13 protein-coding genes are annotated in these 14,026 nt (G+C 62.8%); 7 read left to right on the top strand and 6 right to left on the bottom strand.

Going from position 1 to position 14,026, the window contains the following annotated elements; genetic code table 11:
• Positions 1–8: 8 nt before the first annotated feature.
• Positions 9–1,232, bottom strand: coding sequence for a sulfotransferase family protein (locus ACOQPE_RS09380; RefSeq protein WP_420608659.1), 1,224 nt, complete (start codon positions 1,230–1,232; stop codon positions 9–11).
• Between the two features lie 184 nt (positions 1,233–1,416).
• On the opposite strand from ACOQPE_RS09380, the gene ACOQPE_RS09375 reads away from it, so the two are divergent.
• From ACOQPE_RS09375 to ACOQPE_RS09360, 4 genes are all read left to right on the top strand, one after another.
• A complete protein-coding gene (locus ACOQPE_RS09375; RefSeq protein ID WP_420608658.1) occupies positions 1,417–1,662 on the top strand; it encodes a ribbon-helix-helix protein, CopG family in 246 nt (81 codons plus the stop codon).
• Positions 1,656–1,979 carry a type II toxin-antitoxin system PemK/MazF family toxin gene (locus ACOQPE_RS09370; RefSeq protein ID WP_420608657.1) on the top strand — a complete coding sequence of 108 codons (324 nt, stop codon included), beginning with the start codon at positions 1,656–1,658 and terminating at the stop codon, positions 1,977–1,979. Before ACOQPE_RS09375 ends, ACOQPE_RS09370 begins: the two co-directional genes overlap by 7 nt.
• A 105-nt stretch (positions 1,980–2,084) precedes the next feature.
• Positions 2,085–4,154 carry a RecQ family ATP-dependent DNA helicase gene (locus ACOQPE_RS09365; RefSeq protein WP_420608656.1) on the top strand — a complete coding sequence of 690 codons (2,070 nt, stop codon included), beginning with the start codon at positions 2,085–2,087 and terminating at the stop codon, positions 4,152–4,154.
• Between the two features lie 191 nt (positions 4,155–4,345).
• On the top strand, positions 4,346–5,137 hold the full coding sequence (locus ACOQPE_RS09360) for a DNA-processing protein DprA (protein ID WP_420608655.1): 792 nt from the start codon (positions 4,346–4,348) through the stop codon (positions 5,135–5,137).
• Between the two features lie 10 nt (positions 5,138–5,147).
• Here the strand turns inward: ACOQPE_RS09360 and ACOQPE_RS09355 are convergent, their stop codons facing one another.
• Entirely contained in the window at positions 5,148–5,846 is a 699-nt protein-coding gene (locus ACOQPE_RS09355) for a hypothetical protein (RefSeq protein WP_420608654.1), read from the bottom strand.
• Between the two features lie 49 nt (positions 5,847–5,895).
• Complete coding sequence (locus ACOQPE_RS09350; protein ID WP_420608653.1) at positions 5,896–7,335, bottom strand: type I restriction-modification system subunit M; 1,440 nt, start codon at positions 7,333–7,335, stop codon at positions 5,896–5,898.
• A gap of 326 nt (positions 7,336–7,661) precedes the next feature.
• Here ACOQPE_RS09350 and ACOQPE_RS09345 point away from each other — a divergent pair, with 326 nt between their 5' ends.
• The 3 genes from ACOQPE_RS09345 (at position 7,662) to ACOQPE_RS09335 (ending at position 12,634) form a co-directional block, all read left to right on the top strand.
• Complete coding sequence (locus tag ACOQPE_RS09345; protein WP_420608652.1) at positions 7,662–9,704, top strand: ATP-binding protein; 2,043 nt, start codon at positions 7,662–7,664, stop codon at positions 9,702–9,704.
• A 1-nt stretch (position 9,705) separates the two neighbouring features.
• The gene (locus ACOQPE_RS09340; protein WP_420608651.1) at positions 9,706–11,061 is read left to right on the top strand and encodes a DNA cytosine methyltransferase; all 1,356 of its coding nucleotides are present in this window, start codon (positions 9,706–9,708) and stop codon (positions 11,059–11,061) included.
• A 184-nt stretch (positions 11,062–11,245) separates the two neighbouring features.
• Positions 11,246–12,634, top strand: coding sequence for a hypothetical protein (locus ACOQPE_RS09335; protein ID WP_420608650.1), 1,389 nt, complete (start codon positions 11,246–11,248; stop codon positions 12,632–12,634).
• A gap of 52 nt (positions 12,635–12,686) precedes the next feature.
• Here ACOQPE_RS09335 and ACOQPE_RS09330 read toward each other — a convergent pair whose 3' ends face one another.
• The 3 genes from ACOQPE_RS09330 to ACOQPE_RS09320 all read right to left on the bottom strand — a co-directional run bounded on the left by ACOQPE_RS09330 (position 12,687) and on the right by ACOQPE_RS09320 (position 13,974).
• On the bottom strand, positions 12,687–13,178 hold the full coding sequence (locus tag ACOQPE_RS09330) for a hypothetical protein (protein ID WP_420608649.1): 492 nt from the start codon (positions 13,176–13,178) through the stop codon (positions 12,687–12,689).
• Between the two features lie 149 nt (positions 13,179–13,327).
• Positions 13,328–13,702, bottom strand: a complete 375-nt coding sequence (locus ACOQPE_RS09325; protein ID WP_420608648.1) for a clan AA aspartic protease — start codon at positions 13,700–13,702, stop codon at positions 13,328–13,330.
• Positions 13,699–13,974, bottom strand: a complete 276-nt coding sequence (locus ACOQPE_RS09320; RefSeq protein WP_420608647.1) for a hypothetical protein — start codon at positions 13,972–13,974, stop codon at positions 13,699–13,701. Before ACOQPE_RS09320 ends, ACOQPE_RS09325 begins: the two co-directional genes overlap by 4 nt.
• Positions 13,975–14,026 lie beyond the last annotated feature (52 nt).

Below are 14,026 nucleotides of genomic sequence, written 5' to 3'. Positions count from 1 at the left end.
GTGCCGGCTCAGCCTTCTTCCACGACGCCGAAGTACTCCATGTAGTGGGCCGTGGCGGCGCGCAGGCCCTCAGCCGTAGCGCCCCAGTCCTCGGGCTCGTAGCGATGAACGCCGTACTTGCCCTTCGGCTTGTGCGCCAGGTAGTCGAGCACGGCGGCGGCATAACTGTCGCTGAAGGGCAAACCCATCTGCTCCAGGGCGGTTCCCAGCGTCGCCGTCGGGTCGCTGACGAGCTCGGTGTAGTGAACGTCCACGAGGCGATCGGCCGGAACAGCGCCAGATGTACGCAGGTCGGCCGAGTCGTTGAGGGCGGCGGCGAACGCCGCATGCACTATCTCGGTGTTCCCCACCACGTCGACCTCGTCGGTGCGCGTCCACTGAATGACGGAGGTGAGGCTCGCAACAGAGGACATGACGCGAGCAGGATCGCGGTGGGTCTGCACTACCCAGGCATCATCGAAGGCGTCGAAGAGCTCCGGCATAGTGAACAGGTGGCCGGGCGTCTTGAGCGCCCACCGGGTGGGGCCCCGACCGTGCTGGAGCGCTTGGAGGATCTGCCGCTCGTACTCGTAGTTCACCGCAGGGTCGGCTATCCATCCCTCCATCGGACCGAACAGATTCCAGTGGAAGCCCGCAAAGCTGCCGGTGGTGAGGGTGATGCACTCGACGGGCAAGTCGGCTCGGAATTCATGCATCGCCAGCAGCTCAGGCTGGATGTCGGCCCAGAAATCCTGCTCGCACTCCCCCATCAAGCGCGCATCGGCGAGGCCGGCTTCTGGCAGCGACACCGGGTGCAACGCCTCGGCAGCGATCGGGGCACGCAGGTCTGGATGCAGGGCGAGCAGCTCGAACAGGATCGACGTGCCCGAGCGGGCCGGACCGGCGATCATCACCGGGGCGCGCACGGGTTCGGCGGTGATCTCGGGTGCGGCGTCGATCGCCGCCGTGAGGAGCAGCCGGGTGCGCAACGAGCGCAGCAGCTCCTGCTTGGTCATCAGCCGCCCGAGCACATGAAACGGCGCGTTGTTGACTGCTGCCACCAGAGACTCAAAGCGAGGCTGCCATCCTGGGTCGTCCAGATCGCCGGCCGGCATACCGCCAAGGGCATCGGAGGCCCGCTTGAGCAGGTCGCCGGCGTCGATCGGCACGAGGTCGTGCGGCCGGCCGCCGATCGAGTCGGCCATGTAGTTGATGCGCCGCACCCAGTCAGGCCGGGTGAACCGTTCGTCCATTGAGGCAAGTGCATCGGTGTCATGAGGCATACGGCCGGTCAACGTACCAGCACCCCGCTCAGTGAGTCAGCAGGAAATCCGTTGGAATGGCTCCGTCAGCGCTCGTTACGGTGCCAGCGTGGTTGTTCCGAGACGCCGTCTGCCAGACTCGCCGAGTCTGGGACATATGCCATACCATATGGTGATGGCTCGACGTGAAGTGCTCGTCCAACTCGACGACGAGCTCATCGAACGCCTCGCGGAGATTGCCACTGCCGAGGGAACGAGCAGGTCGGCACTGCTTCGCCGCGGAGCGCGCGCGGTCATCGATGCAGCAGACCTGGCCGCCGCCGATGCCGAACTGGTCGCTGCATACCGTCGCCAACCTCAAGATCCAGTGTTGGTCGAGGCAGCGACGCGGCTGGCGGCCGAGACAGCGCCCCCGTGGTAGCCCGTAACGAGATCTACTGGGGCGATCTGGGAAAGCCAAGCGGCCGGCGACCCGTCGTCGTGCTGTCAAGAGACGCCGCGGCCTCTGTGCTGACGGCGGTGGTGTGCGCTCCCATCACACGCGCGATGCGAGGCATCCGCTCAGAAGTGGAAGTCGGCACAGACGAAGGACTGCCGCAGCCAAGCGTCATCAGCTGCGACAACCTCCTCACCGTGCCGATCACCCGCCTCGACGCCGACCCCGTCGGCCATCTCGGCGCAATCAAGCGAGTCCAGCTCGACCAAGCCCTCCGCTACTCCCTCGACATCGCCTACTGAGACGGCGAACCGGGGAGCGATATTGGCTCGATTGTTGTCACACCGGTTGGGTACCTTCCGCGCCGTGCACACTTCAGATCCACAGCGGCAGTCGATCGGAATCCGGTGAGCTCGTCGTCCTCGTCCACGAAGGCTCGGCGGCTGCTCCGCAGGTTGACCGGCGATTCCGACGCCGCATTTCGAGACGACCAACTTGAGGTCATCCAGCAGTTGGTTGACAACCGGAGCCGCGTGCTGCTGGTGCAGCGAACCGGTTGGGGCAAGAGCGCCGTCTACTTCATCGCAACCAAGATGCTGCGAGACGCAGGACTCGGCCCGACGCTGCTTGTCTCACCGTTGCTCGCCCTCATGCGGAATCAAATCGAGGCCGCAGAGAGGATGGGCGTCCACGCAGTCACCATCAACAGCTCGAACAGGACCGAGTGGGACTCGGTCATCCATCAGATCGAGGAAAACGAAGTTGACATCGTCCTGATTTCGCCAGAGCGACTGGCGAATCAGGAGTTCCGTAGCGATGTGCTGCCGGTAATCGGAAATCGCTGCGGCCTGCTGGTCATCGACGAAGCCCACTGCATCTCCGATTGGGGCCATGACTTTCGACCCGACTACCGCCGCTTGGTACGGGTCCTGGACTTGCTGCCCAGTGGGGTGCCGGTGCTGTGCTGCACGGCAACGGCCAACGATCGAGTCATCTCCGACGTAACGGCCCAGCTTGGGTCGCAGTTCGAGGCCGTACGTGGCCCGCTCGGTCGCGAAGGGCTCCGGTTGCACGCGCTCACGATTCTCTCGCCGCCAGAACGACTGACTTGGCTTGCAGCCACATTGAACGAACTGCCGGGCACTGGGATCGTCTATTGCTCCACGGTGCGCGACACCGAACGAGTTGCGGGCTGGCTCGTTTCGCAGGGAATCCAGGCGGTCGCCTACAGCGGTGCGACCAATGCTCAGACTCGACCAGGAATAGAGCAGTCGTTGCTGAGCAATTCCGTGAAGGCGGTTGTCGCAACATCTGCGCTAGGCATGGGATTCGACAAACCCGACCTGTCGTTTGTCATCCACTACCAGTCGACTGGTAGTGCAATTGCCTACTACCAGCAGGTCGGTCGTGCGGGGCGGGGATTGAGCGAGTCGTGGGGCATCCTGCTCCGCGGCAGCGAAGACGCCGACATTCAGGATTACTTCATCACTTCCGCGTTCCCCGAACCGTCACAGGCTCAGCAGGTAGTCGCCCTCCTTGAGAGCGATAACGAGTTGATGAGAACAGACCAGCTGCTCCAGGAAACCAACGTGAGGCCCGGACGGCTCGAGAACCTTCTGAAGAACTTGGAGGTGGACGGCGTCATAGAGCGCGTGGGAAGGGAATGGCGGCGAACCCTGCAGACATGGATGTTCGACCATGACCGCGTCGATGCTGTCACGTCCCTTCGGCGCTCAGAACTCGAACAGCTCTACGAATACATCGACACCGATCAATGCCGTATGCGGTTCCTCAGGAGTTGTCTCGACGATCCAGTCAGCGAGCCTTGCGGCATGTGCGACAACTGCACCGGAGTCACGTATGAGAAGGCCTTCGAGCCCGATCAGATCCAGGAGGCCGTCGAGTTCATGCGCAGCGCGAGCATGGTCATTGAACCGCGCAAGCAGTGGCCGGACCGCAAGTCCATTCCGGCGGCGGCTCACCTGGAGGAGGGACGAGTGCTGTCCAGATGGGGCGACGGCGGCTGGGGCAACATGGTGCGCAAGGGCAAGCAGTCAGACGGGAGATTCCGGAATCGCCTGGTGAAGGCCTCCGTCGCCCTCATTCGTGAACGATGGCAGCCGGACCCCGAGCCGGCATGGGTGACGTTCGTGCCTTCCCGCCGCCATCCGCAGCTGGTCGAAGACTTCGCCAGACGCCTCGCCGAGGCATTGGAGTTGCCGTGTCAGGATGTTGTGCGCCAGATCCGCGACTCACGGCCGCAAAAGTCGATGCAGAACAGCCACCAGCAGTACCGCAACGTTGCAGGAACCTTCAGCATCAACGACTCCGTGCCCGCTGGGCCTGTGCTGCTCGTCGACGACATCGTCGACTCACGGTGGACGCTGACAGCAATCGGCCACATGCTGCGAGAAGCTGGAACAGGCCCGGTCGTCCCATTCGCGCTTGCCGACGCTTCGGAGAGGTCGATCTCGTGAGACGCAGTGACGACGCGCTCGCGACACTGGCCCTCGTTAGTCGGTTGTCCGTTGGCGACGTACGGCCGTTGAAGGCATCGGAGTATTGGAAACTGAGCGCGATCCTCGAAACTGGTCCGAGCAGCTTGCTCGGAAAGAGCGCCGCTGATCTCGCGATTGACTCTGATATCGCAAGCTCGCTTGCAGATCGCGTGGCTGCTCTGGTGGATCGGGCGACGGCTCTCGCCTTCGAGCTCGAACGACTGGAACATTCCGGTGTCCGGGCGCTTACTCCGTTCGACGAGCACTATCCGAAGAACTGGACTCAGCGACTCGGACCCAAGGCCCCTCCCCTGTTGTACGCAGCGGGGCCGGTCGAGCTCTTGGACACCGCAGGGCTCGGGGTCGTGGGCAGCCGAGACGTGAGCCCGTCGGGGGCTGAGGTCGCAATCGCAGCGGCCAAGTGCGTCTCTCGGCACAGCATTCCATTGGTGTCGGGCGGAGCCCGGGGAGTGGATCAACTCGCCATGAATTCGGCGTTCGACTCGGGCGGAGCAGTCATCGGGCTGCTGGCAGATTCTCTCTCCCGCAGGCTTGCCAAGAGCGATGTCCGTGCAGCGATCCACAGCGGGCAAGCCCTCATGTGCACGCCCTACAACCCCGACGCCGGTTTCAGTGCCGGCAACGCCATGGGTCGAAACAAGCTCATCTATGCACAATCGACGCTCACGCTCGTGGTCGCAACTGACGAGGGCAAGGGCGGCACCTGGTCCGGCGGCACCGAGGCGCTCGACCACAAGTTCGGTCGGGTCGCCGTGTGGCGAGGACCGGGCGAGGGACCAGGCAACGAGGTTCTTGAGCGACGCGGCGCTGTACCCATCTCGGACCTCGACGACCTAGGGCATCTCCTCGATGACGGCGATGCCGTTACGACCCCTGACACGGCTCCGCTCGTTTCCGGAGCGGAACAGGGTGTCCTCTTCGACGTCGCTGCTGCCAACTGATCGCGCCACATCAACGCGGAGGGCAGCGCCCGAGCGCATCATCGGTGAGGAACAGAAAACGCCGAACAACACCCGTGAGCCGCTTTCCCTCATCGCTGGCAGGCCCGAGGGTCCAGGCCCGAGCGAGGGTACGCGCAGTCCGTTGCAGGTGATGCACTTGCACCGCTGCCAGATGCGGATACCAGCGCCTACCGAAGCCTGCGGGGTCGTCCTGCATCAGCCGGGTCCACCTGTCGTCTGCCCGAAATAGCTCGGTCTCCAGCGCAGACCATCGATCCAGCGGTTGCTCGGCCTGTGAGTGGCCGTCGAGCATGACATCGAGATTGTGGTAGCGACCACCAGTGGCGAACTCGTCCAATACTTCCAATTGCTGTCGGGCCAGGCCATCGCGCCTCAATGATGCGATGTCCTCGCGCACGGCCGGCCGGCCAACGAAGCCAGAATCCTTGTCGAATTCATCCAGCGTCATGTCCAAGAGCCTGAGTAAGCCATGCCCCCAGCGCTGCGCCTCTCGCGCGGAGGGCAATCGGCCGGCTTGCCTGAGAAGCGCGAGCGCGAGCGTCAGCTTGAAGAACCGTTCATAGCCCTGTGCCAACAGGTGCAGAGCGACGACGCGTCGATCGACGCCCCCATCCCATGACTCGACAATTCGGATGCCCTCGTCCGAGAGCATGATCGCAGTTTCCGCCTCTTCGATGAAGGCGATCATGCGGCCCGAGTCGGCAAGTTCGTTAGGCATCGACGACTGAGAAAGCCACTCAGTCAGCTTCGGCCGACGCGGTGAGGCCGTCGGCGAGGGCTTGGATCTCGGCGAGGGCAGCTTCGAGGTCTTCGGCGATCTCGGCGGCGAGGACGTCGGGGGGTGGCAGGTTGTCGGCGTCTTCGAGGCTTTCGTCTCTCAGCCAGAACAGGTCGAGGCTGACTTTGTCGCGGGCGATCAGCTCGTCGTAGGCGTAACGCTTGAACCGTTCAGATTCCTCGCGCTTGTGACGGGCGTCGGCCCGGTAGGAGGCGACGAACTCGTCCAGGTCGGCTCTGGTGAGCGGGTTTTGCTTGAGCGTGAAGTGCTTGTTGGTGCGCAGGTCGTACACCCATAGCTCGCGGGTCCAGGGATCCTCTGCGCCCTCGCGGCGGCGGAAGAACAGCACGTTGGCTTTGACGCCCTGGGCGTAGAAGATCCCCGTCGGCAGCCGCAGCAGCGTGTGCACATCGCAGTCGTGCAGCAGCCGGCGGCGGATCGTCTCGCCGGCACCGGCCTCGAACAGCACGTTGTCGGGCACCACCACGGCTGCGTCGCCGCCGATCTTCAGCAGGCTCACGACGTGCTGGACGAAGTTGAGCTGCTTGTTGCGGGTCGTCGCCCAGAAGTCTTCCCGCTCGTAGCTGTCCGATGACGACCGGCCGAACGGTGGGTTGGTCAGCACCATGTCGAATGGCCTGCCGGGCGAGTCTCGCAGGGCGTCGTCCACCACAATCGGCGAGTTGGACTCGGGGCTCTCGATGCCGTGGAGCAGCATGTTCATCGCACAGAGGCGGGCTGGCAGATCCGCTATCTCCCAACCCGTGAACGCACCCGACCGCAGGTGCTCGGCCTGGTCGGGCTCCAATGGCGAGTGCCGTTCGACTATGGACCGGTACGCGCCAAGGAAGAACCCGCCGGTACCGCACGCGGGGTCACAGATGCGGTGAACAGGCTCGGGCTGCATTACGTCGATGATGGCGTTGATGAGCGCTCGGGGCGTGAAGTATTGGCCCGCTCCCCGCGCACCCTCCTGAGCGGTCTTTTCGATGAGGCCCTCGTACGCGTCGCCCTTGAGATCAGCGTCGTAGCTCATCCACTCGTGCTGATCGATGAATTCTTTGATGAGCTGCTCCAGCTTGGCCGGCGTCTGGATGCGGTTGCGGGCCTTGTGGAACACCACGCCGAGCATGTCCTCGCCGGTGCCCAGCGCGGCCAGCGCGTCGCTGTAGTGGTCTTCGAGCTCCCTGCCTGAACGGCTCAGCAACGACTGCCAGTCGTGCTCGACAGGAACGATGCGGTCGCCTCCGAGCAACACGTACTGCTCATCGGCCATCTTCAGGAACAGCAGGTAGGTGAGCTGCTCCAGATAGTCGCCGTAGGACAAGCCGTCATCGCGCAGCACGTCGCAGAAGTCCCACAGCTTCTGCACCAACGCCTTCGGCTCCTGAGCAGGCACCGGCTCACGCTACGCCAGATCACCCATGAAGCCGGCGCTCGTGCTATCACCGGGCGACGGCCCAGATTGGCCTCGCCAACTGCGACGGCCCATCACGGGGCAGCCCGCCGCAAGTGGCGCGATAGATCGTCTCGTCCTCCTCTTCGGGCCGGTGCCGCCGGGCGTGGCGGGGCCTAGTTTCTGTCCGGCGCCAGCCTCGACCCGACGCGGCGTTCCAATAATCGGATGAAGGTCGAGAACGTGCAGCGCTAGCTTGACGCGATGCCCGACGAAGCATCCCAACCGCTGTCGCAGCACCCTTGGCAACGCTGTTGGAAGTGCGGCCGATGAGCGGAGACGGGGATGCCGAGGGCTACAAGCTCAACATCTCCCGGCTCACGATCGACAAGCTTGGTGTCAGGCTTTACGACCGAGCCTCCGCAGTCGTAGCCGAGTTGATCGCCAACAGCTACGACGCTGACGCGACTCAGGTGACCGTGAGCTTGCCCATGGGCACACAACTCGACGGCGCCGACGACGACGGTCAACTATGGGACATCGTGGTCGAAGACGACGGTCACGGCATGAGTCCCGAAGAAGCGCAGCTCCTGTTTCTTGACGTAGGCGGTGACCGTCGAACGCGTTCAGTGAACGGGCCGAGATCGCCACGATTCAACCGACCCGTCATGGGCCGCAAGGGAATCGGCAAGCTCGCACCATTCGGCATCTGCCGCCAGATCGAAATCCTCTCGGCCGGGGGCGAACTCGTTGACGGCAAGTACCAAGTGAGCCACTTCGTCATGGACTACGACGAGATCATCAAGGACGAGCCGGGTGCCGCACCGGTCACGTCCGGTGACCTCGACCGGACATGGCGAGAAACGAGCGGCACCAAGGTCACGCTGCGACAGTTCCTCCCGAAACGCGTTCCTCCAGCGGAGGTGTTCCTCCGCCAACTCGCTCGCATTTTTCGGGGCACGACCGACTTCGAGATAGCGGTTCTGAACCTCAGAGAACGACTCTTCGGGGCGCAACCCCTGCCACCGTTCGAGATCGAAGTCGACGAGCAGACCCGGATCCTCTTGGATAATCGTCCCGTGCCCTGCGGTGGCACGGAGTTGCCAGTCACCGGCTGGGTCGCGAAGGCCAAGAACGCCTACAAGAACGACGAAGACGTCGGTGTCCGAATTTACGCGAGAAACAAGATCGTTGCTACGACCCGAGACTTCGAGCAGAGTTCGGGCTACAGCGGCGAATTCGTCGTCCGGTCGTACCTCGTGGGCGAAGTGGTGGCCGACTGGCTCGACGTCGATGGCCACGACGACCTCATCAGGACGGACCGGCAAGACATCCTCTGGAACTCTGAAGAAGGCGAAGCACTCAAGCTGTACGGCCAAGAGTTGGTGAAGGAGGTCGCCCGGTCGGCCATTCCCGTGCACGAGCAGTCGATGGCCACTCGGGTCCTCGAGAGGTCGAGAGTCGAGTCGAGGGCGCGAAGCACCTTCAAAGACGATGAACTCGTCGATTCTGCCGTGGAGCTCACGAAGATGCTCGGCAGGTCCGTCTCCGAGGAGAAGCTCAAGGATTCGGAGTACTTGGAGCGCCTGGTCCAATTCGTGCTGTCGGTCGCTCCTCATCATCTGCTCGTCGAGAGCTTCGCCGATCTCGCACAGCTGACGAGCGGCAACTCTGATGCACTGGATCGCCTCGTAGAGCTGTTTCGGCGCACGGAGGTCGCTGCGCTCGCTTCGTACGCGCAAGTAGCGAGAGGGCGGGTCGAGGCCATTTCGAGTCTCGAAGCTGCTATTGAGCGAGATGGCACCGAGCCCGTTGCGGAATCGAGGCTGCAAGAGATTCTGCGTAGCGCTCCATGGCTGATCGACCCAGAGTGGGAGGTCGTCTCGGACAACCAAACGCTGAGAACATTCGCTAACCGATATGCCACGCTGATTCAAGAACGTTGGCCGAGCGATCTGCAGCTGCCTGCGGAGGACTTTCGTCTACGCCCTGATTTCATCATGATGGAGATTTCGAGCCAGCTCCATTGCATAGAGATCAAGCGGCCACATGCGGGCCTCAAGAGAGATGACTTCACCCGCTTCTACCACTACATCACAGTCTTTGGTTCCATGCGGGAGCAGGAGCAAGACTTATCCGGTCACCTGGCCCGAGGCTGTGTGTTTCATCTGATTGTCGACGAAATCAATCTCGCCGACAACATGCAGGCCGACTTGCTTAACCGCTACATCGAGGAGGGCACCGTAGTTCACTCGACTTGGAATGCCCTGTTGGCGAAGACGAAACGATCCAACGCCGACTTCCTTCGAGCGCGTGAAACGTCGCTTCGAGCAGCCGGCGAGTCTGGATCGCCCAGTGGCGAAGGCGAATGAGATGGGTACCGAGGCGCTGGGCGCAGTGAGCCTCTTCTCCAACTGTGGCGCCGGCGATGTCGGCTATGCGAGGGCCGGATTCTCCTTCAGAATCATGGCGGAAATCGAGCAACGCCGACTAGCGGTAGCGCTCGCCAACCACAAGGAAGCGCGCGGCGTGCCCGGCGACCTCCGAAACACATGGCGCGAGGTCATTGCATCCTTCCGTAGCGAAGAGGGTCCAGAGCCGCCGGCGTTGCTCTCGGCGTGCCCACCGTGCCAGGGAATGAGCACGGCGCGCGGTGGCCGAGGACGCGAGGAAGACGCCGCCGCAGGCAGTCGTGACGGCCGAAATCTGCTCGTCGAAGTGATCGCCCTAGTGGCCAACGGTCTTCGGCCACGGCTCGTTGTGGTCGAGAACGTCGCAGCCTTTCTCTCGCGACTGGTCCTCGATCCCCGAAACGACGAGCTGGCGCCGATCTCAGCTGCTGTGCTGCTACGGGAGCTGCTCGAACCGCACTACGAGTGCTACCCATTCTTGACCGATCTGGCTGATTACGGCGTGCCGCAACGCCGAGTGCGAGCCTTCATGACATTCGTTCGACGTGATGAGCCGACCATTGCCACCCTCGCTCGGTCGCAGTGCGTCCCCTACCCCAAGCCGATCGCCTCCGCAGCGGACGGCAACTGGACATCGCTCAAGGAAGCCCTGACGCAACTCGACGTGATGGAACTCGACGCGGCGAGTTACGAGACCGCTCACGATCCAACGACCCCGATGCACGCAGTGCCGGTCTGGGGCTCAGATCATCGCTATCGCATGGTGGCAGCGATCCCGCCAAACTCCGGCGGGCGTGCTTGGGACACCACGCACTGTGAGGCCAAGTGTGACGCACAGGTGGGCGCTGATGATGCCGTGTGCCCCACGTGCAATGAGCCTCTTCTGCGACCCGTGGTGCAAGAGGTGGACGGCAGCTACCGGTTAGTGCGCGGCTTTCGGCGATCCAGCTACTCACGAATGCGGCCGGATGCTCCGGCGCCGACCATCACGACGGCCAGCGGTCACGTCGGCTCAGACAACACCATTCATCCATTCGAAAACCGTCTCCTGAGCCCTCACGAGTGTGCGCATCTCCAAACCATTCCCCAGGACTTCGACTGGGGAAACTCGCTGGATGACTGGGGCGCAACAGCGGTGAGGGCAATGATCGGTGAGGCAGTGCCACCCCGCTTCACCGAGATGCATGGGTGCATACTTGCGGCGCTACTCGAAGGCCAAACCGAAGGGCTCACATCCGTGAACGATCAACGCCTGGCGAAAGCTGTGGAGCGCATGCAGCGCGGTCTGCCCGGTCAACACTCGGCCGCACGGTCCTGACTTGTTCGACCGCACGGGACCGCTCAAGAGAGACCGGCCCGTTCGACAAGTCCTCGCAGCGCACATTGGGGTAGGGGAGCGTCAATGTCCAACTGTCGGATTCGCGTCGCCCCGCCTCTGCACGCATCGAGCTTCTCTCGGTGAAGTCGTGGGTATACATGTTGCCCGTAGGCTTCCCGCTCTCATGCCGACGCAGGGGGGCGATTTCGTGCACGGAGAATGGTGGGTCGCGAATCCGTTGGAAGGGTCTGACGACTATGGCCCGCCCAAGCGAGCTGACCGCATATCGGGTGCCTTGCGGGAAATCGCTGACGGTGAGTTTGCGCTAGAGACGATCGGCTGTCTGGACGACACTTCGACTTTGATCAGCGATGACTCGGACTCGGAGAGCTCTTCATCGCGCTCTCACATCTGGGGATCAAGTCGCGACGAGAACTGCATTAGCTTGCTCGACTGCCAGAGACTCAGCAGGACGGAGCCTTCTCCGAGCATCGCCGGGGGGCATGAGGACTGGGCAGTCGGTTGGCTCGCGACGGGTAACGCGTGGGTGACGCCCGAGGCTCAGTGTTCAACCAGCTGGCTGACCACCGACGACCTCCGAGCTTGGGCGCTCCACGAACGGACAGACAACACAGTTTCGTTTGAAGCCGACGACACGGCCACGGTCGATCTCGGAGACGAGACGCTGGGCACCGTGAACGTCGGCGGCATCAACTTCTCGCTCGTGAGATTCCCCGAGCATTCTCGACAGCACCGATGGGATGCAGATGGCCGGCTTTTCTCGGTCAACAACGCTGTGTCCTGGAAGTTGGAGGGACAACTGGCGCTCGGAGCCGTTGTGGAGGAATGGGCGAATTGCGTCGAACGCTTCGTCAGGTTCGTGACAATGCGCCCATCGGTCATCAGCGGAACCGAGTGCCGACTCTTGGGATCGGATGATCGACCGCAGTCCGTGAAGCTCACGCTGCGGAGACTTCCTCGCAATGGCGCGCCCAGCGCCCGCGACGCCTCAGGCGACATTCGGCCTCATGAGTTCTTGGCGACATGGAACTCGTTCAGCAAGCACGGCATCGACCCGATGCAGATGTTCGGCCAATACGTAGTCGAGGTCCAACGCGGCGACGCCTACGTCTCAATGATCTCGCACCTCGAGTCCCAGGACCGCCTCCTGAGCCGGGGCGCCGACGTCGCCTTGCTCAACGGCGTCCGCTCCGTCGAGGCGCAGTTCATCTACGAGAACCCTGGAATCGACGAACAGAAGGTACACATCAAGACCAAGATCAACGATGCTGCAGACAACGCTGGCGATGTGGGGAAGCAGGTCCGCAGCGCTTGGTCGGCATTTGATGACATCAACAACCTCCGAAAACAGGTTGCACATGGAAAGTCGCGGCCGGGTGCTGACTTCGGGCTTCGTTGCCTCGGCGGAGCCTGGTCGCTTCAGTGGATTCAACGATTCCACCTGCTCCGCACTCTTGGCGCCGATGAGACTGCTGCCGCAACCATGATCTGCGAGAACCCACGCTTCAAGCGAGATCTCGGCTCTCTCAAGATGTGGAGCAATGAGCTCTGACGCTCAATGCGCCAGATCAGACGACTAGCAGACGACGATGTGGCAGCAGCACCTACACCGATTTATCTTGGGGATTCTGTGAGATGAGACGGCCTTCGAACGCTTCCTTGAGAATCGAGCGGCGGAGCGCCGGGATCTTCGGATGCGCGAAGCTCGACTCCATCGCCTCAAGGCGAGAGAGGTATTCTTCGATAGCTGTAACGATGCGCTCTTGCTCCGCGTGAGGAGCAACTGCTATCGGGAATCGCATCAAACCTCGCTTGCCGAGGTGGCGGATGTTGACACCGCGGCCGGCCTCGCCGAACCTTCCCGTCAGGGCCGAGTAGAAGCAGTACCAGTACAGGTAGCCCAGGTCGATGCCGCGTGCGCGCAGTCGCAGCAGAGTGTTCTGGAAGCAGCAGTCCTCGATCTCACCGTGCCAGATGGCTGGCTTGCCGACTTCATTTGGGCTACCCGAGGCCTCGTTCAGCAGGAGATCACCCGGCTCAAGCCGATAGGTCTCGAAATCGCTGTTGTCAAAGTTCATCTCCTTCACGTCGTCCAAGGAGATTCCGTTCCACGTCACGTTGGCGGCACGGAGGTATGGGCGCATGTGACTGCCGCTGTGATGCTGCGGTGAACGCTGTCGCCCCAGCTGAACGTCTGCGATGTCGCCGACCATTGCCCAGGTCCAACCGGGCGGAAGGTCTTCGGTCACGCGGTAAGCGTCTCGATAAGGACGCGACCACCTTGGCGGACATCGATCTGCAGGTTGTGACCTTCGAGCAAACGCATGCCGATTAGCGCCGCCGCGCTGGTCGCATGCACTGCGACGCCCCGCTTGTTGCCAGACCAATCGACGGTCGCCATGTAGGTGTGGAAGGACTCCTCCATGCCATTTGCCAATACGAGCCGAGTGGCGCCGACTCGCACCAGGCCGAGGTCGCGCACCACATCTGTCGGAAGCATGAGGTCGCCGCCGTACCCCGTGTCAATGAGGGCGTCCACGCGGCTGGTGCGCTCGGCGACTCCCGAGACAACCAAGGTGACCACCGGTTCGAGGATGTCGTTGACGGTGCCTTCGATCATTCCACCGCCCGAGATCCCTGGCCCCCGAAGCCGTACAGCCCGCGATAGCCCACCCGCAGAAGCCAGACATCAGATGCTTCAGGGTGCCGAGTTCTCAGCTCCTGTGCCGCATCGAGCACCTCGTCGGCGATGGCCCAGTCGCCGCTGTCGACGTCGATGGCCACGCAACGGCCGCGCTGGTCCTCGGCAAGGATCGGCTTGATGTCTCGTTCGTAGATCTCGTCGCCACGGCGGGCAGTCTCTTCCAAGGTGCTCTGACTCCGAACCGCCATGGTCGCCTCCTCCCGCACTCGAACCGATGGACGCAGCCTAACCCTGGGCCTT

The organism is Candidatus Poriferisodalis sp., assembly GCF_965219595.1.
Lineage (GTDB): Bacteria > Actinomycetota > Acidimicrobiia > Acidimicrobiales > Poriferisodalaceae > Poriferisodalis.
Note: the sequence above shows the minus strand (reverse complement) of the source record. Positions and strands in the feature narration are given on the sequence as shown.

Bases quoted from the DNA above. Each gene is read 5' to 3' on its own strand.
- ACOQPE_RS09380 (WP_420608659.1), bottom strand. From the start codon at position 1,232: ATGGACGAACGGTTCACCCGGCCTGACTGGGTGCGGCGCATCAACTAC.
- ACOQPE_RS09375 (WP_420608658.1), top strand. From the start codon at position 1,417: ATGGCTCGACGTGAAGTGCTCGTCCAACTCGACGACGAGCTCATCGAA.
- ACOQPE_RS09355 (WP_420608654.1), bottom strand. From the start codon at position 5,846: ATGATCGCCTTCATCGAAGAGGCGGAAACTGCGATCATGCTCTCGGAC.
- ACOQPE_RS09345 (WP_420608652.1), top strand. From the start codon at position 7,662: ATGAGCGGAGACGGGGATGCCGAGGGCTACAAGCTCAACATCTCCCGG.
- ACOQPE_RS09340 (WP_420608651.1), top strand. From the start codon at position 9,706: ATGGGTACCGAGGCGCTGGGCGCAGTGAGCCTCTTCTCCAACTGTGGC.
- ACOQPE_RS09335 (WP_420608650.1), top strand. From the start codon at position 11,246: ATGCCGACGCAGGGGGGCGATTTCGTGCACGGAGAATGGTGGGTCGCG.
- ACOQPE_RS09325 (WP_420608648.1), bottom strand. From the start codon at position 13,702: ATGATCGAAGGCACCGTCAACGACATCCTCGAACCGGTGGTCACCTTG.
- ACOQPE_RS09320 (WP_420608647.1), bottom strand. From the start codon at position 13,974: ATGGCGGTTCGGAGTCAGAGCACCTTGGAAGAGACTGCCCGCCGTGGC.